The sequence below is a fragment of the Streptomyces sp. NPDC054834 genome (genome assembly GCF_053611185.1).
The window spans coordinates 86,376-102,784 of the sequence record NZ_JBSGZV010000035.1 but is presented as its reverse complement, the minus strand read 5'-3'; the positions used below and the strand labels follow the sequence as shown (position 1 = coordinate 102,784).

Annotated in this window: 15 protein-coding genes and 1 pseudogene; 14 read left to right on the top strand and 2 right to left on the bottom strand. The window is 69.5% G+C overall.

Annotated features, from left to right (window positions below; genetic code table 11):
• Window positions 1–216: 216 nt before the first annotated feature.
• The 12 genes from ACWGJM_RS34825 (at window position 217) to ACWGJM_RS34770 (ending at window position 11,721) form a co-directional block, all read left to right on the top strand.
• A complete protein-coding gene (locus ACWGJM_RS34825; protein ID WP_453415752.1) occupies window positions 217–699 on the top strand; it encodes a general stress protein in 483 nt (160 codons plus the stop codon).
• Window positions 700–752: 53 nt separating this feature from the next.
• Window positions 753–2,651 carry a molecular chaperone DnaK gene (gene dnaK / locus ACWGJM_RS34820; protein WP_453415751.1) on the top strand — a complete coding sequence of 633 codons (1,899 nt, stop codon included), beginning with the start codon at window positions 753–755 and terminating at the stop codon, window positions 2,649–2,651.
• A gap of 8 nt (window positions 2,652–2,659) precedes the next feature.
• A complete protein-coding gene (locus tag ACWGJM_RS34815; protein ID WP_453415750.1) occupies window positions 2,660–3,271 on the top strand; it encodes a nucleotide exchange factor GrpE in 612 nt (203 codons plus the stop codon).
• 6 nt (window positions 3,272–3,277) lie between these two features.
• Window positions 3,278–4,228 (top strand): DnaJ C-terminal domain-containing protein, encoded by a 951-nt coding sequence (locus ACWGJM_RS34810; protein WP_453415749.1) that lies wholly within the window; start codon window positions 3,278–3,280, stop codon window positions 4,226–4,228.
• Window positions 4,228–4,635, top strand: a complete 408-nt coding sequence (locus ACWGJM_RS34805) for a chaperone modulator CbpM (RefSeq protein WP_453415748.1) — start codon at window positions 4,228–4,230, stop codon at window positions 4,633–4,635. The genes ACWGJM_RS34810 and ACWGJM_RS34805 overlap by 1 nt, the downstream gene beginning before the upstream one ends.
• The gene (gene clpB / locus ACWGJM_RS34800; protein ID WP_453415747.1) at window positions 4,626–7,265 is read left to right on the top strand and encodes an ATP-dependent chaperone ClpB; all 2,640 of its coding nucleotides are present in this window, start codon (window positions 4,626–4,628) and stop codon (window positions 7,263–7,265) included. Before ACWGJM_RS34805 ends, clpB begins: the two co-directional genes overlap by 10 nt.
• Window positions 7,262–7,720 carry a thioredoxin gene (trxA, locus tag ACWGJM_RS34795; protein WP_453415746.1) on the top strand — a complete coding sequence of 153 codons (459 nt, stop codon included), beginning with the start codon at window positions 7,262–7,264 and terminating at the stop codon, window positions 7,718–7,720. The genes clpB and trxA overlap by 4 nt, the downstream gene beginning before the upstream one ends.
• 6 nt (window positions 7,721–7,726) lie before the next feature.
• Window positions 7,727–7,987: a UBP-type zinc finger domain-containing protein gene (locus ACWGJM_RS34790; protein ID WP_453415745.1), complete on the top strand. Its 261-nt coding sequence runs from the start codon at window positions 7,727–7,729 to the stop codon at window positions 7,985–7,987.
• Window positions 7,987–9,768, top strand: coding sequence for an FAD-dependent oxidoreductase (locus ACWGJM_RS34785; RefSeq protein ID WP_453415744.1), 1,782 nt, complete (start codon window positions 7,987–7,989; stop codon window positions 9,766–9,768). Before ACWGJM_RS34790 ends, ACWGJM_RS34785 begins: the two co-directional genes overlap by 1 nt.
• 47 nt (window positions 9,769–9,815) lie before the next feature.
• Entirely contained in the window at window positions 9,816–10,313 is a 498-nt protein-coding gene (locus ACWGJM_RS34780; protein ID WP_453415743.1) for an Hsp20/alpha crystallin family protein, read from the top strand.
• Between the two features lie 743 nt (window positions 10,314–11,056).
• Window positions 11,057–11,449 carry a DUF2267 domain-containing protein gene (locus ACWGJM_RS34775; RefSeq protein ID WP_453415742.1) on the top strand — a complete coding sequence of 131 codons (393 nt, stop codon included), beginning with the start codon at window positions 11,057–11,059 and terminating at the stop codon, window positions 11,447–11,449.
• A 35-nt stretch (window positions 11,450–11,484) separates the two neighbouring features.
• Window positions 11,485–11,721, top strand: a complete 237-nt coding sequence (locus ACWGJM_RS34770) for a DUF2267 domain-containing protein (protein WP_453415741.1) — start codon at window positions 11,485–11,487, stop codon at window positions 11,719–11,721.
• Window positions 11,722–11,808: 87 nt separating this feature from the next.
• Here ACWGJM_RS34770 and ACWGJM_RS34765 read toward each other — a convergent pair.
• Together ACWGJM_RS34765 and ACWGJM_RS34760 are read right to left on the bottom strand one after the other, a co-directional pair.
• A pseudogene (locus ACWGJM_RS34765) lies at window positions 11,809–12,472 on the bottom strand (PP2C family protein-serine/threonine phosphatase); the annotation flags it as partial.
• Window positions 12,473–12,625: 153 nt separating this feature from the next.
• Window positions 12,626–13,075 (bottom strand): DUF1931 family protein, encoded by a 450-nt coding sequence (locus ACWGJM_RS34760; RefSeq protein ID WP_453415740.1) that lies wholly within the window; start codon window positions 13,073–13,075, stop codon window positions 12,626–12,628.
• 717 nt (window positions 13,076–13,792) lie between these two features.
• On the opposite strand from ACWGJM_RS34760, the gene ACWGJM_RS34755 reads away from it, so the two are divergent.
• Complete coding sequence (locus ACWGJM_RS34755; RefSeq protein WP_453415739.1) at window positions 13,793–14,884, top strand: hypothetical protein; 1,092 nt, start codon at window positions 13,793–13,795, stop codon at window positions 14,882–14,884.
• A 307-nt stretch (window positions 14,885–15,191) separates the two neighbouring features.
• Window positions 15,192–16,367, top strand: coding sequence for a glutathione-independent formaldehyde dehydrogenase (locus tag ACWGJM_RS34750; protein ID WP_453415738.1), 1,176 nt, complete (start codon window positions 15,192–15,194; stop codon window positions 16,365–16,367).
• The last annotated feature ends 42 nt before the right edge of the window (window positions 16,368–16,409 follow it).

The window sequence follows — 16,409 nt, the reverse complement described above, 5'->3', positions numbered from 1 at the left end:
GCTACCTCGCCGGCCTCCACCTCCGTGCCTCAATGATCTGGATCAACGACCTGCTGAAGGCAACTGGCTGATCACAACGTCACACAGGCCCTAGTACTCGTGGGGCGACCGGACCTGTGCATTTTTGACTCGCCAGGCGCAGGCGTGGAGCCACTCGGCTCGCCACCCTGGGGAGTGCTCGAGACCTCCGTGCGCACTGGCAGGAAGGGCTGGGCGATGACCGAGCAGCATCGCAGGCCGGTTGCCTCGTACAAGACCTACCGGGAAGCGGAACGCGCCGTTGACCACCTCTCTGACCATGGGTTTCCCGTGGAGAGGGTGGCGATCATCGGCCAGGACGTGCGCCTGGTCGAGCAGGTGATCGGCAGGATGGACTACGGCAGGGCCGCCCTTCACGGAGCGGCGAGCGGTGCGCTCCCCGGTGTCCTGATCGGCTGGCTGTTCGGCCTTGTGAACTGGCTCGACCCCGTCGTCTCCGCCCTGCTCCTCGCTCTGTACGGGTTGATCTTCGGAGCGATCGTAGGCGCTCTGTTCGGCATGCTGCTGCACGCCCTGCAGGGCGGTCGCCGGGATTTCGCCTCGCTCCGCTCGATGCAGCCGAGCCGGTACGAGGTCGTTGTGGACGAGGAGGTCGCCGACGAGGCCGTACGGCTGATCGGCGGGCTGCGGACCACCGGCGGAGGTCGCACCCGCACCTGAACGAACGTGATCCGGAGAGTCGGCGCAGGCCGCCGTACCGGGAGGAGTTCCTCATGGCCAAGGCAGTGGGCATCGACCTGGGCACCACCAACTCGGTGATCGCCGTGTGGGAGGGCGGCGAGCCGTCCGTCGTGCCCAACAGCGAGGGCAACCGCACGACGCCGTCCGTGGTGGCCTTCACCGACACCGGTGAGCGACTGGTGGGCCAGCTGGCCCGGCGCCAGGCGATCCTCAACCCCAAGGGCACCATCTACTCGGCCAAGCGGTTCATCGGCCGGCACTTCGATGAGATCTCCGACGAGGCCAAGGCCGTCGCTTACGACGTCGTCGCGGGAGACAACGGTGAGGCCCGTTTCAAGGTGCGCGACAAGCTGTATGCGCCTGAGGAGATCAGCGCACAGGTGCTGCGCAAACTCGCCGACGACGCCTCCAAGCAGCTGGGGGAACGGGTCACGGAGGCGGTCATCACGGTGCCCGCCTACTTCAACGACGCTCAGCGCACCGCCACCAAGGACGCCGGACGGATCGCGGGACTGGAGGTGCTGCGGATCATCAACGAGCCGACCGCGGCCGCCCTCGCGTACGGCATGGACAAGAAGCAGCACGAGACCGTCCTCGTCTTCGACCTGGGCGGCGGCACCTTCGACGTCAGCATCCTCGACGTCGGCGACGGCGTGGTGGAGGTGCGCTCCACCGCCGGCGACAGCCATCTGGGCGGCGATGACTTCGACCGGCGTCTGGTGGATTACCTCGCGGACGACTTCCAGAAGGAGAACGGCATCGACCTGCGCAAGGACCCGCAGGCGCTGCAACGACTGTTCGAGGCGGCGGAGAAGGCCAAGACCGAGCTGAGTTCGGTGACGCAGACGCAGGTCAGCCTGCCGTTCATCACCGCCGACGCCTCGGGCCCCAAGCACCTCACCGACTCGATCATGCGGTCCACGTTCGAGCAGATCACCGGCGACCTGGTGGAGCGCTGCCTGGGACCGGTCCAGCAGGCAATGGCCGACGCCAAGGTCGGCGAGAGCGACATCGACGAGGTCATCCTCGTAGGCGGCTCCACACGTATCCCGGCGGTCCAGGCTCTGGTCCGGCGACTGACCGGCGGCAAGGACCCCAACATGACCGTCAACCCCGATGAGGTCGTGGCCCTGGGTGCCGCGATCCAGGCCGGGGTGCTCAAGGGCGAGGTCAAGGACGTCCTGCTGCTCGACGTCACGCCCTTGTCGCTGGGCGTGGAGACGCGCGGCGGAGTGATGACGAAGATCATCGAGCGGAACACCACCATCCCGGTGCGCCGCAGCGAGACCTTCTCCACCGCCGAGGACAACCAGCCGGCCGTCGATGTGGTGGTCCTCCAGGGGGAGCGCGAGCGGGCCGCCGACAACCGGGTGCTCGGCCGGTTCCAGCTCACCGACATCCGGCCGGCGCCGCGGGGCGAACCACAGATCGAGGTCACCTTCGACATCGACGCCAACGGCATCCTCAACGTCAAGGCCCGCGACAAGGACACCGGCAAGGAACAGGGCATCACCATCAGCGAGAGCTCCAACCTGGACCGCAGTGAGGTCGAACGCATGGTCCAGGAGGCCGAGCGCAACCAGGGCCAGGACCAGGCACTCCGCGAGGCCGTCGACGCCCGCAACGAGCTGGACGCCGTCGCGTACCAGGTCGAGAAGCGCCTCGCCGAACTGGGCGACGCAGCGCCCGCGCACGAGAAGGCACGCGCCGAGATGCTCGTGTCCGACGCGCGGGCGGCGGTCAAGGAAGAGGCGGGCGTCGAGCGCGTGCGGCCCCTGACCTCCGAACTCCAGCAGGTGCTCGCCGGGCTGGTCGCCCATCAGGGCGCCGCCGCCACGGGCGGTCCGGGCGAGGACGCCGCCACCGGTGGCCCCACGAGCGGCGGTGGCGGTGACGACGATGTGATCGACGCCGAGTTCGACAAGGACTGAGGTGCGCCATGCCCAGCCACCCCCAGGAACCCGACCGGGCCGCGTCTGATCCGGTCGGACCGGTTCCGGAAGGCGCCGTACGCCCTCCTCGTGGGGATCTGCCCCAACCGGGCCCGCCGCCCCGGCCGGGAGCAGCGAACGACGAGCCGGGACCCGACGCCGCCGGCCCCGCGTCTGCCGAGGACGAGTACACGACCGCTATCCAGGAACTGGAGGACCGCTGGCGGCGCGCGCTCGCCGACCTCGACAACCTTCGAAAGCGGCACGCCAGGGAACTGGAGCGGGAACGGGCGGTCGAGCGGTCCCGCACGGCGGCCGCCTTCCTGCCCGTCCTCGACAACCTCGAACTCGCCCTGACCCACGCCGGCGCCGATCCGGGCGCGATCGTGGAGGGGGTCCGGGCGGTCCGCGACCAGGCGGTGAACGTCCTCGAACTCCTCGGCTACCCGCGGCACGCGGAGACCGGCGTCGCCTTCGACCCGGCCCGGCATGAGGTGGTCGGCGTCGTCCAGGATCCCGACGCTGCACCGGGCACCGTCGTCGAGGTGCTGCGCCCCGGCTACGGGGACGGCGAGCGGCAGCTCAGGCCGGCCTCCGTGACTGTCGCGAAGCGGGAGTGACCGGCCATGGCACGGGACTTCTACGAGGTGCTGGGCGTGTCGCGGACCGCGAGCCAGGACGAGATCCAGCAGGCATATCGCAAGCTTGCCCGCAAGTACCACCCCGACGTCAACAAGGACCCCGAGGCGGAGGAACGCTTCAAGGACCTCAACGAGGCATACAGCGTCCTGTCGGATCCGAAGACCCGGGCCCGCTACGACCGCTTCGGCGAGGACTTCCGAAAGATCCCCGAGGACTTCGACGAACGGGTCGCGGCCGGAGCGGGCGGTGGGTTCCGCGCTCGGAGGACCGCGGGCGCGGGCGGCCCCCGTGTCCGGTACACCACCGGCTTCGGTGACGGCTTCGGTGCGGAGGGCATCGACATCGAGGACCTGTTCGGCTCCATGTTCGGAGCCGGCGCCGCCCCAGGGGGCGTCCCCGGAGCGGACCAGGAGGCCGAACTGCCGCTCACCGTCGAGGAGGCGTACAGGGGCGGCCGTCGTACCGTGACGCTCGCCGGTCCCACCGGGCAGCCGCGGCGGTACGAGGTCGACGTGCCGCCGGGCGTCACCGACGGGCAGCGCATCCGGCTGGCGGGCGAGGGCGGCCGGGGCAGTGGTGACGCCCCCGGAGGCGACCTGTATCTGCGGGTGCGCATCCAGCCCCACCCGCGGTTCCGGCTGGACGGCCGCGACGTGCACGTCCAGGTCCCGGTCGCCCCCTGGGAGGCGGCCCTGGGTGCGACCGTGCCGGTGCCCACCCCCGGCGGCGGCACGGCCAAGGTCACGGTGCCCGCGGGCTCGTCCAGCGGCCGGCGGCTGCGGCTGCGCGGCGAGGGCATGCCGAACCCGCGCGGCGCGAACGGCGACCTGTACGCCGAACTCCGCGTCATGGTGCCGCCCACCCTCAGCGACCGGGAGCGCGAACTGTTCGAGGAGCTCGCCGCCACCTCCTCGTTCGACCCCAGGAGGACGTGATGAACGACCGATCCGCGGGAGCGGCAGGCACCGGCCGGGCCGGCGTGGGCGACCGTGCGGTACGGACGGGCGCCGACGTGACCGCCTCGACGGCTGTCCGATACGCGCTCGTGCCCGCCCCCAGGCTCTCCCTGGACGCCGTGGCCCGTCGCTCGGGCCTCCACCCCGATCTGATCCGCCGGTTCGTCGCCCTCGGCCTGGTCGACGCCGAGCGCGACGCCGCGGGGCACCTGGTGTTCGACCCCACGGCCCCGGCGGTCCTCGCCCGCATCCAGCGGCTGCGCTTCGGACTCTGCCTCAACTACGCATCCATCGGCCTGGTGCTCGACCTGCTCGACCGCATCAGCCTGCTCGAAGCCGCCCTGCGCGGGCGCGGCACGAGGAGTGAAACACCCCCATGGACATGAACCGTCTCACCCAGAAGTCCCAGGAAGCCCTCCAGGAGGCCCAGACCGCGGCCGTCCGCATGGGGCACACCGAGGTCGACGGGGAACACCTGCTGCTCGCACTTCTCGATCAGGAGGACGGTCTGATCCCGCGGTTGCTGCAACAGGCCGGCAACGAGCCGAAGGAACTGCGCGCCGCCGTGCGCGAGGAACTCTCTCGCCGCCCGAAGGTCACCGGCCCCGGCGCCGCGCCCGGCCAGGTCTTCGTCACTCAGCGCCTCGCCCGCCTGCTCGATGCCGCCGAGCGGGAGGCCAAACGCCTCAAGGACGAGTACGTGTCCGTGGAGCACCTCCTGCTCGCCCTGGCCGAGGAGGGGTCGTCCACCGCCGCCGGGCGCCTGCTCAAGGAGGCCGGCATCACCAGGGACTCGTTCCTGAGCGCGCTCACCCAGGTCCGCGGCAACCAGCGCGTCACCTCCGCCAACCCCGAAGTGGCCTACGAGGCTCTGGAGAAGTACGGTCGCGACCTGGTCCTCGAGGCCCGCTCCGGGCGGCTGGACCCGGTCATCGGCCGTGACGCGGAGATCCGCCGCGTCACCCAGATCCTCAGCCGCAAGACCAAGAACAACCCCGTTCTCATCGGCGACCCCGGCGTCGGCAAGACCGCCATCGTCGAGGGCCTGGCCCAGCGCATCGTCCGCGGCGACGTCCCCGAAGGACTGCGCGACAAGACGGTGTTCGCCCTCGACATGGGCTCCCTGGTCGCCGGCGCCAAGTACCGCGGCGAGTTCGAGGAACGCCTCAAGGCCGTGCTCAGCGAGGTCAAGGCCGCCCAGGGACGCATCCTGCTCTTCGTCGACGAACTGCACACCGTCGTCGGCGCGGGCGCCGCCGAAGGGGCCATGGACGCGGGCAACATGCTCAAGCCCATGCTCGCGCGCGGCGAACTCCACATGATCGGCGCGACCACCCTCGACGAGTACCGCAAGCACATCGAGAAGGACGCGGCCCTCGAACGCCGCTTCCAGCAGGTCCTGGTCGACGAGCCGAGCGTGGAGGACACCATCTCCATCCTGCGCGGACTGCGCGAACGCCTGGAGGTCTTCCACGGCGTGAAGATCCAGGACACCGCGCTGGTCTCCGCGGCCACCCTCAGCCACCGATACATCACCGACCGGTTCCTGCCCGACAAGGCCATCGACCTCGTCGACGAGGCGTGCGCCCGGCTGCGTACCGAGATCGACTCGATGCCCGCCGAACTCGACGAGATCACCCGCCGCGTCACCCGCCTGGAGATCGAGGAAGCCGCCCTGTCCAAGGAGACCGACCCCGCCAGCAAGACCCGCCTGGAGGAACTGCGCAAGGAACTGGCCGACCTGCGCGGCGAGGCCGACGCCAAACACGCCCAGTGGGAGGCCGAACGCCAGGCGATCCGCCGCGTGCAGGAACTGCGGCAGGAACTGGAGCAGGTCCGCCACGAGGCGGAGGAGGCCGAACGCGCCTACGACCTCAACCGCGCCGCCGAACTCCGCTACGGCCGCCTCCAGGACCTGGAGCGCCGACTCGCCGCAGAGGAGGAGCAACTGGCCGCCAAACAAGGGCAGAACCGGCTGCTGCGCGAGGTCGTCACCGAGGAGGAGATCGCCGAGATCGTCGCCGCCTGGACCGGCATCCCCGTCTCCCGCCTCCAGGAGGGCGAACGCGAGAAACTGCTGCGCCTCGACGAGATCCTGCGCGAGCGCGTCATCGGCCAGGACGAGGCCGTCAAGCTCGTCGCCGACGCCATCATCCGCGCCCGCTCCGGCATCCGCGACCCTCGCCGCCCCATCGGCTCGTTCATCTTCCTCGGCCCCACCGGCGTCGGGAAGACCGAGCTGGCCAAGACCCTGGCCCGGGCCCTGTTCGACTCCGAGGAGAACATGGTCCGCCTCGACATGAGCGAGTACCAGGAGCGGCACACCGTCAGCCGGCTCATGGGCGCACCGCCCGGATACGTCGGCTACGAGGAAGGCGGCCAGCTCACCGAGGCCGTACGCCGCAAGCCGTACTCGGTTGTGCTGTTCGACGAGATCGAGAAGGCGCACACCGATGTCTTCAACACCCTGCTTCAGGTCCTCGACGACGGCCGCATCACCGATGCTCAGGGCCGCACCGTCGACTTCCGCAACACCGTGATCATCATGACGTCCAACATCGGCTCCGAGCACCTCCTCGACGGCGCCACCGCCGAGGGTGAGATCAAGCCGGACGCCCGCGCCCTGGTGATGGGCGAGCTGCGCGGGCACTTCCGCCCGGAGTTCCTCAACCGCGTCGACGACATCGTGCTGTTCAAGCCGCTCGGTGAGCGGCAGATCGAGCGCATCGTGGAGCTGCAGTTCGACGAACTGCGCCGCCGCCTCGCCGAGCGCCGCATCACCGTCGAACTCACCGACGCGGCACGCGAGTTGATCGCCCACCAGGGCTACGACCCGGTGTACGGGGCCCGGCCGCTGCGGCGTTACATCTCCCACGAGGTCGAGACCCTGGTCGGGCGTGCCCTGCTGCGCGGCGACGTCCAGGACGGAGCGACGGTCCGCGTCGACGCCGAGCACGGAGAACTCGTGGTCACCTACGACCAGCCCGAGGACGTGAAGGGAGCGAGGGCGGCATGAGTACCGTGCAAGCCACCAGCGTCGCCTGCCCACACTGCGGGCGCACCAACCGGGTACCCGTGGCCGCCGAGGGCCGCCCCAGGTGCGGCAACTGCAAGCAGCCTCTGCCGTGGATGGCCGACGCGGGCGACGACGACTTCACCGAGGTCGTCGAGCAGGCCACCGTGCCCGTCGTCGTCGACCTGTGGGCCACCTGGTGCGGCCCCTGCCGCATGGTGAGCCCCGCGCTGGAGAAGGTCGCCGCCGATCTCGCGGGAACGATCAAGCTGGTCAAGGTCGACATCGACAAGAACCCGCGCCTGGCGCGGCGGTTCGAGGTCCAGGCCGTACCGACGCTGCTGATCCTCGACAAAGGACAGACCATCGCCCGGCAGGCGGGTGCCGCACCTGCCCCTGCCCTGCGGCGGTGGGTGGAGCAGTCGATCGCGGGCCGCGCACCGGCCGGGAAGGGATGATCGGCCATGACCATACGAACCGACCCCCACCTCGCCCTCGTACGCCCCGTCACCCCAAGCGCCCCGGGGTGCGAGGAATGCCTGGCCACGCATTCCCCCTGGGTCCACCTCAGGCTCTGCCTGACCTGCGGCCACGTCGGCTGCTGCGATTCCTCGCCGAACCGGCACGCCCGCCGTCACGCCGCCGCCGACGGCCATCCGATCGTGGCGTCGCTGGAGCCCGGCGAGGACTGGCGGTGGTGCTTCGCCCATGAGGCGTTCGTGTGATGCCCGGCGACGAGACGCGGCCCGGCGCAGCGCCTGTGCCGGACGAGGCGGAGGAGAGCGTCCCCTTCGAGACCCCCGACATCTACGGCGCCTATCCCCGTCTGTCGGACGACCAGATGGCCCGTCTGGCGCAGCATGGCCGGCGGCGCGCGGTTGACGCCGGTGACGTCCTGATCCGGGAGGGGGAGCGGTGCGAGGTGTTCTACGTCGTCCTCAGTGGTTCGGTCGCCATCGTCGAGGGCTACGGCACGCCCGATGAACACCTGCTACGTGTGCACGGCCCTGGCCGCTTCATCGGCGAACTCGGCCTCCTGAACGGACAGGTGGCCTTCTACACCGCCGTGGTCAGGGACCCCGGCGAGATTCTCGCCCTGTCCATGGATCAGCTGCGTGACCTGGTGACCCGGGACTCCCTCCTTGGTGATGTGGTGCTGCGCGCCTGCCTGGGCCGCCGTGCCCTGCTCGTCGGGCAGGGCGCCGGTTTCCGCATCATCGGCTCGCGCTACTCGCCCGACACCCGGCGGCTGCGCGAGTTCGCCGCCCGCAACCGGCTGCCGCACCGCTGGATCGATCTGGAGACGGACGAGGAGGCCGAGGCGCTGCTGCGCCGCTTCGCGGTCGGTCCGGAGGAGACGCCGCTGGTGATCTGGCGGGACACGACCCTGCTGCGCAATCCGAGCAACGCCGAACTGGCCCGGCTCATCGGTCTGCCGCCCCTGCCGTCGGGCAACGGCCGCGGCGATCTCCTTATCGTCGGCTCCGGTCCGGCCGGTCTCGCCGCCGCGGTGAACGCCGCCTCGGAGGGCCTCGACACGACCGTGGTCGAGGCGCTGGCCACCGGCGGCCAGGCCGGGACGTCCTCCCGCATCGACAACTGCTTCGGCTTCCCCTCCGGCATCTCCGGCGCCGAACTCACCGAGCGCGCTGTGCTCCAGGCGGGCAAGTTCGGCGCTCGGATCAGCGTCCCGGCGGAGGCGTCCCGGCTCGAACGGCGTGACGGCCACTACGCCGTCGGGTTCGCCGACGGCAGCGAGATCACCGCCCGTACCGTCGTCCTGGCCACCGGCGCCCGCTACCGCCGCCTCCATGTGCCCGGCATCGAGCCGTTGGAGGGCACGAGCGTCCACTACTCGGCGACCGTCTACGAGGCGCAGCAGTGCCGTACCGACCCGGTGGCGGTGATCGGCGGCGGCAACTCCGCGGGGCAGGCCGTGCTCTTCCTGGCCGGGTACGCACCGCAGGTGTATCTGCTCGTCCGTGGGCCGAGCCTCGAGGCGCACATGTCCCGCTACCTGATCGATCAGATCGAGCGGCACCCGCGGGTGCGCGTGCTGCTGCACACCGAGATGACCGAGGCACTCGGCGACAAGGTGCTGGAGGCGGTCACCGTGGTCGACCACCGTACGGGCGAGCACCGCCACCTCGCGGTGCGGGCCCTGTTCGTCTTCACCGGCGCCGACCCCCACACCGAGTGGCTGTCCGGCGCGCTCGCCCTCGACGCACGCGGCTTCGTGCTCACCGGAGCGGAGGCGCAGGCCTGCTCCGTTCCCGAACTGTGGCAGAGCCAGGGCCGCGACTGCCTGACGTTGGAGACCAGTCTGCCTGGCGTCTTCGCCGCCGGCGACGTCCGCAGCGGCTCGGTGAAACGCGTGGCCTCCGCGGTCGGCGAAGGCGCGATGAGCATCCACTTCGTGCACCGCTACCTGGGCCAAACGGCCGCGCCCGGCGGCACCGACAGCTCCCCGCACACCCGTCCGAAGGAGTCCGCTTGGCTCGCATGACACCCAGCGGGCGACGAGATCACGAGAAGGAGAAGGAGGCGATGGGAATGACCACGCCCGTCCGGCGCCCCCGCGGTGGCGCAATGCAGGACAGGCCCCTTGGCTGGGCACGCAATCCGCTGACCGAGTTCGATCAACTGCTCAGCGAGATGAGCGGACTGATCGAATCCACGGTGGGAGGCGCGGCGCCCGCAGTCGCGTGGACACCCCTGGCGGATGTCACGGAGTCCGACGACGCCTTCCACGTCGAGATCGAACTCCCCGGCGTGAAGAGCAAGGACATCAACGTCGAAGCGAACGGCCAGGAGTTGGTGGTCACCGGAGAGATCAAGGAGAAGGAACGCAAAGGCGTCCTGCGCCGGAGCACCCGCCGCACCGGAGCCTTCGAGTACCGGCTGCGGCTGCCCGGAGAGCTCGACACCGAAAAGATCAATGCGCAGATGTCGGACGGGGTGCTTACCATCACCGTCCCCAAGGCCGAGGTCGCAAAGCCCCGGCACATCGAGATCAGCGAGACGAGTGAAAGCACCGAGAGCAGCGCCTGAGACGCGAACGCCGCGGTTCCGGACACACGTCCGGCACCGCGGCCGGGCCGGCGAGGCTCGACACCCGGGTGACTCATGAACGACGTCCCGTATCACAACCCCTCACGGCGGCGGAGACGCGGCACGTGGCTCTCCAACGGCTTCCTTTCGACGCCGCAGACACCAGGCGCGCAGCAGCCGAAGGGGGAGCAGGCCCAGCGGTGCTCGCCGCCCCATGTCCGCCTGGTCCTCGCGGTCGAATACCCGTGCGTAACGCTCGGCGTCCTGAGCCGTCGGATATCGCTTGCTTCCCTCCACTCCGCACCCGAAGGCCAGCCGCCGGCCGAGGTCGGCTGCCAGCGCCGCACGCCGCCGGGAGCGGGAGCGCGCCGGAGCCCGCCGCTACCGCCCGGGCACCGGACCGGGCAGTACCCTGAACTCGCCGGGGATGGCCGGCACCGCGGGCACGGCAAGCCGTACGTCCGCCATGGCCGAACAAGGCCTCGACGACGAGATCGAACAGATCACCGACGCGCTCCAAGAAGCCGGCCCGACGCGCCGCGACCGACTCGAACAGGCAGTGGACGGCCGTTCCTGGGCCCCGGACGCTTCCGCCGTGCCCTGCGTGAGTCCGTGCGGGAGTCCCGGGCCAAGGGCCTTGCGAGCGGCAGCTACGCGCCGGCGGACGGACCCGGCCGGCCCGAAGGCGCACCGAGCGACCCCCATGTCCAGCGGTGACCGGAGCGGGCAGAAGGAAGGCAGCGATGAAATACGACGGATTCCTCGCCCGTGTACGCGAGCGAGGCGAATACAACGACCAGGACGAAGCCGCGGACGTCACCAACGCCGTGCTGGAAGTGCTGGCCCAACGGATCAGCCCGGGAGAGGTCAAGGACCTCGCATCCCAGCTGCCCGGCCCGCTGGGACAAGTTCTGGACCAAGCCACGCCGAAGCAGGCGCAGAGCTTCGGGATCGAAGAGTTCTACCGCCGGGTCGCCGAGCGCACCCATGCCCGGCCACGTACGGCGCAGTGGGACGCCAGCGCAGTCCTGACCACCGTTGCCGACGCTGTCACCGGCGGAGAGCTGAATCAGATCATCAGCCAACTCCCCTCCAGTTACGCGGTCCTGTTCGGCAAGGCCGACCTCGCGGACTGAGCCCGTGAGGCGCCCAGAACGAAAGGCCCACGGAAATGGTTGAGACAGGTTTCTCCTCGTTCGACACCATGGTGGACAAGGCCAATCGGCTCCTCAAGGACGTCGAGGAGGCCTTCGAATGGCCCAAGGAACGGCGCAAGCAGTCGTACGCGGCACTTAGGGCCGTGCTGCACCCGCTCCGGGATCGTCTCCCGGTCGAGACGGCCGTACAGTTCGGCGCCCAGCTGCCGACCATCGTCAGGGCTGCGGCGCTCCGGCCGTCCCACCAATAGGTCGCGGGCGGTTGCCGAGTGTGCTGATTGTCCGAAGGGCCCTGCCTGCGCGGGTATGGCGCTGCACCTGAGCGACGCCATACCACGCTCGAGGATGGCATGGATGAGCAGGCGCAGCACTTCCGGGGCGCTCTGCCCCGCTGCGGTCGACCGGATGATGTAGTCGGTGAAGCGCTCCAGGCCGAACTCTTCGCCTGCCTCGTCGCGTGACTCCACGACGCCGTCTGCGTGGAGCAGTATTCGATCACCGGGTTCGAGCCTGACGTCGTGCACCTGACGGGCGGTCCCGGCGAGATTGGCGGGCAGACCCAAAGGAGGCTCAGGAGGCCGCTCCAAGGCCTTATGGACCAGGCGGTGGCGACGGATGAGCAACGGAGGCGGGTGGCCGCAGTTGCACCATCGCAGCACACCGGCGGGCATGTGCAACTGGGTGAAGACACCCGTGCAGAACCGCTCCGGAAGCCACTTCGCCAGCGCCTGGTCCACGGTGCCCGCGAGCCAGCGCTACAGAGGTGGCAAGTCCGGACGCCAGATCGTGCCCGATGCCGCCAAGGATTGTGGCGTGCAGAACGTCCTCGGTGAACACATGGTCGAAAGCATCGCCGCCCAGTCCGTACGCAGGCTCCAGAACCGCCGTCGAAACGACCCGCCCGGTGCCGATCGACCGGGGAGGGAGGAAAGCCCTCACCATCTCCGTGGGCAGGTGCATCGGCCTGGTACGCATGCGCTGCGCGATGGTGTCGCTCAGCCGCTCCCCGGACCCGACTCACCGACCAGGTGCGTCAGCCGCCCGAGGGCTGTTTGCCCAGCCGCGTCGGGCCAGCAGGATCGTTGCGGCAGCCGAGGAAGCAGAGCGCGCTGACGCTGTTTGGCCATGGCCTGCACCGCCTGGTCCGGTCGCCACTCACAGCAGGAGGTCGAAGACGGCTCGGGCCTCGTCCCAGTGCTGGGTCTGGGGGTTCTTCAGGTCGGGGTGGAGGATCTTGAAGCTCTGGGCAAGGGCCAGGCTGAGTCCGCCGATGATGTCCGGATAGGCCGCCTCGGTCTCCTCGTCGGGCGTGCGGTCCAGAGCCGGGTGGGTGGCGAGCTGTTCCAGGATCGGCTTGAGTTCCACTTCCTGGTCGATGTTCCGGAAGTGGTGAATGCTCTCCTGTAGGCCTTTCGTGATCGGTAGGTCACAGGTCCGGATGATGTCGCGCCCGTTGGCCTTGGCAGTGGCCTGGGCGACGGTCAGCAGATCGTAGAGCTTGGCGTCGACGAAGTCGCTGTAGCGCTTGAGATCGTTCTTGTCGACGTCCAGCCCGGCGGCCGCGCGGAAGAATCTTTCGAACCTGGCGATGGACATCACGGTCATGACGGCAACCTCCGGCAGCGGGCGCCGGGGTGGCTCCCGGCCCCCTGGGCTTCCCAGTCAGCCTGGCCGACGGGGGCGCGCCAACGCATGCGCATGGCGGGCCCAATTAGCCTCCCTGTATTGCCCTGCCAGGCCCAGGCGTCCGACTGCCCGGGTGGTCGGACGGGCGTGCGGATCGACAGCAGGGTGAACACCGCGTCGCGGAGCGGCCCCACCTAAAGGGCGCAAGCGGCCAGGGCCGGTTGACGCGGACCATCCCGCCTAGCAGCCGCAACCGCCCGCGGACGCCGGGCAGGACGTGTGCGGTGCCGCGCTGGCGTTCTGGATCCTCCCGGGTGGAAGGGCTTTGCCGGAGTCCGGGAGCAGCGCTCCACTCACGCCTACGCCGTTTCGTTTGGATCACCGGATCGTTGGTCCGGGTGCGCCGTTGACCGACGCGCAGGGGGCGCGGACCGAGCCGTTACTCCCGGGCCGGACACCGAAGAGGGGGCGCGGCGTGCGGTGCGGGCCGGGGTGGCGCGGAGCGGGCGTTCGCGGTGGCGCACGCGGTCGTGGCCCGCTGGTGGGAGCAGGCCCTGTACTGGGAGGACGAGGAGATCTGGCCTTGCCGCAACAACCGCTGGCGGGGGCCAGCGTGTCACGCGGCGTCGACGTTGCCTCGGGGGCATCCTGTGGGCACTTGCGATCGCGGGGGCAGCCGACGAGAAGGGTCCGGTCATGCGGGTGTCGCCTCAGGACGTCACGGTCGTAGCTCTCCTGGCGGATCCGGACGCGCCCACGGAAATCGCGCGGCGCATGGCCCAGATACTTCCCACTCGGCTCGCCGACAAGTCGGGCCAGGGGCGACGGTTCGACGTCGAGGTGGTCAGTGAGCCCTTCACGTCAGGGACGGATGACCCGCCCACCTTGATGCACCGGATCATGGACCGCGGAAGAGCGGAGAATTGGGACATCGTCGTGGCCCTCACCGACCTTCCGCTGCACTCACACGGGCGCAAGCTCGTTGTGGATCTGAGTCACGAACACGGCTTGGCGCTGCTGTCTCTTCCTCCGCTGGGCTTGCGTCTGCAGACGAGGGCCCGGCGGGCCGTGGAAGAAGCCGTGCTTGGCTTGGCGGGTCCGCAAAGTCAACCGCTTCTGGGGCCCTTTGCCGGTCGTCTCACGCCTATCCACCCGGGCCCGGTCGGTGAGGAGGAGACCGCTGATCTTCGGTACGTCGTCAGTGGGCCGCGCGGTTACCTGAGGGTGCTCGTCGGTATGGTCCGCGCCAACCAGCCGTGGCGGTTGGTGCCGGGCTTGTCGAAAGCCCTGGCGGCCGCACTCGCCACGGGAGCAGTCGCCACCGTGAACTCCACCATCTGGAGCCTGGCCGAGTCTCTGAGCGCGCCACGCCTCGTGATCGCCATGGTCGGGTCTGTCGGGCTCATGATCGGCTGGCTGATCGTAGACGCACAGCTGTGGGATCGATCAACAGAGGTCTCGCCGGAGGCGAGGCAGAGGGCGAGGCTCTACAACGCCTCGACGGTCATGACCGTGGGTATGGGGGTGCTCGTCTGCTACGTGGGTTTGATCGTCATCAACTTGGTGTGGGCGCTGTTCATCCTCAACGACCAAGTGTTCGCCTCCATGACACGAACCCCGCTGCACGCAACGGAATACTGGACGTTGGCCTGGTTCGTCGCTTCGGTCGCCACGGTGGGCGGCGCGCTGGGATCAGGCTTGGAGAGCGACGAGGCGATCCGGGCAGCCGCCTATTCCAAGCGCGAACAGGAGCGTCGCCACATGCTCCGAGACGACGACGGTGACTAGCTGGTGACCTGAGCCGGAGATTCGTCGGTGGTTGGTGGTCGTCCGGGTACGAAGATTCCGCTGATCGATCGGGGCGTGGTTGTTTCGCGTCGGGGGCCGACGGGGACCCGGCCGGCACGCCGCCGGAGCGCCGGGGCTCCGCCTGGCGGGGCGGCGGCACCACCGTTCCACTTGATCCGGGTGAACGGCCCCCAGAGGCATGCCAGAGCCACGGACCCCGTCGCCCGAACTCCCGGGAGTCAGGCTCTCTGCGCCGTCTCCATCACCGCCGTGCTGCGGTCACGCCGCGGCACCGAAGGAAGCAATCATGAAAGCAGCGGTATATGAAGGTCCGCGAACGGTCACGGTGAAGGACGTACCGGACGCGAAGATCGAACACCCCTGCGACATCATCGTCAAGATCACCACCACCAACATCTGCGGTTCGGACCTGCACATGTACGAGGGCCGCACCTCGTTCGAGTCTGGCCGCACCCTGGGACACGAGAACATGGGCCAGGTCGTGGAGGTCGGCTCGGCCGTCCGCAAGGTCCAGGTCGGCGAGTATGTGGTCCTGCCCTTCAACATCGCCTGCGGCTTCTGCAAGCAGTGCGAGCGGGGTCTCACCAACTACTGCCTGACCATGCAGCCGGAACCGGCCCTCGCCGGAGCCGCCTACGGATTCGCCGACATGGGCCCCTACCAGGGCGGCCAGGCGGAACTGCTGCGCGTGCCCTACGGCGACTTCAACGCGCTGCGTCTGGGTGAGGACGCCGCCGACCGGCAGACCGACTATGTGATGCTCGCCGACATCTTCCCCACCGGTTATCACGCCACAGAGATGGCCCACGTCAAACCTGGCGACCAGACAATCGTCTTCGGGGCCGGTCCCGTCGGGCTGATGGCGGCCTACTCCGCCCTCCTCAAGGGCGCCGGCCGCGTTTGGGTAGCCGACTACCAGCCCGACCGGCTGCGCAAGGCGGAGGAGATCGGGGCCATCCCGATCAACACCGCCGAGCAGAACCCGGCGGAGGTCGTCAAGGAGGCCACCCTCGGTCTGGGCGCCGACAACGGCTGTGAGTGCGTCGGCTACCAGGCACACGACCCCGAAGGACACGAGGACGCCAGCCTCACGCTCAACGGACTGATCGACTCGGTCAGGTTCACGGGCGACATCGGTGTGGTGGGCGTGTTCCTGCCCGAGGACCCCGGCGGTGCCGAGGCACAGGGGGAGCTGGAGGCGCAGGGCAAGGTCCCGATCGACTTCGGCATGATGTGGTTCAAGGGCCAGCACATGGGCACCGGGCAGGCGCCGGTGAAGAGGTACAACCGGGCGCTGCGGGATCTGATCGCCGGCGGGAAGGCCACGCCGAGCTTCGTCGTCTCCCACGAACTCAGCCTGGACGAGGCCCCCACCGCCTACGAGCACTTCGACGCCCGTGACGAGGGCTGGACCAAGGTGGTCCTGCATCCGAACGGACACGGGAACGGCCACAAGCGGTGAGGGACCCGAGGGCCGCCGTACCAACGGATCGGTCATGCTCGA

What these genes read in the sequence shown, in the direction of transcription:
- ACWGJM_RS34825 (WP_453415752.1), top strand. Translation starts at nt 217, where the DNA reads ATGACCGAGCAGCATCGCAGGCCGGTTGCCTCGTACAAGACCTACCGG.
- dnaK (WP_453415751.1), top strand. Translation starts at nt 753, where the DNA reads ATGGCCAAGGCAGTGGGCATCGACCTGGGCACCACCAACTCGGTGATC.
- ACWGJM_RS34815 (WP_453415750.1), top strand. Translation starts at nt 2,660, where the DNA reads ATGCCCAGCCACCCCCAGGAACCCGACCGGGCCGCGTCTGATCCGGTC.
- ACWGJM_RS34810 (WP_453415749.1), top strand. Translation starts at nt 3,278, where the DNA reads ATGGCACGGGACTTCTACGAGGTGCTGGGCGTGTCGCGGACCGCGAGC.
- ACWGJM_RS34805 (WP_453415748.1), top strand. Translation starts at nt 4,228, where the DNA reads ATGAACGACCGATCCGCGGGAGCGGCAGGCACCGGCCGGGCCGGCGTG.
- clpB (WP_453415747.1), top strand. Translation starts at nt 4,626, where the DNA reads ATGGACATGAACCGTCTCACCCAGAAGTCCCAGGAAGCCCTCCAGGAG.
- trxA (WP_453415746.1), top strand. Translation starts at nt 7,262, where the DNA reads ATGAGTACCGTGCAAGCCACCAGCGTCGCCTGCCCACACTGCGGGCGC.
- ACWGJM_RS34790 (WP_453415745.1), top strand. Translation starts at nt 7,727, where the DNA reads ATGACCATACGAACCGACCCCCACCTCGCCCTCGTACGCCCCGTCACC.
- ACWGJM_RS34785 (WP_453415744.1), top strand. Translation starts at nt 7,987, where the DNA reads ATGCCCGGCGACGAGACGCGGCCCGGCGCAGCGCCTGTGCCGGACGAG.
- ACWGJM_RS34780 (WP_453415743.1), top strand. Translation starts at nt 9,816, where the DNA reads ATGACCACGCCCGTCCGGCGCCCCCGCGGTGGCGCAATGCAGGACAGG.
- ACWGJM_RS34775 (WP_453415742.1), top strand. Translation starts at nt 11,057, where the DNA reads ATGAAATACGACGGATTCCTCGCCCGTGTACGCGAGCGAGGCGAATAC.
- ACWGJM_RS34770 (WP_453415741.1), top strand. Translation starts at nt 11,485, where the DNA reads ATGGTTGAGACAGGTTTCTCCTCGTTCGACACCATGGTGGACAAGGCC.
- ACWGJM_RS34760 (WP_453415740.1), bottom strand. Translation starts at nt 13,075, where the DNA reads ATGACCGTGATGTCCATCGCCAGGTTCGAAAGATTCTTCCGCGCGGCC.
- ACWGJM_RS34755 (WP_453415739.1), top strand. Translation starts at nt 13,793, where the DNA reads ATGCGGGTGTCGCCTCAGGACGTCACGGTCGTAGCTCTCCTGGCGGAT.
- ACWGJM_RS34750 (WP_453415738.1), top strand. Translation starts at nt 15,192, where the DNA reads ATGAAAGCAGCGGTATATGAAGGTCCGCGAACGGTCACGGTGAAGGAC.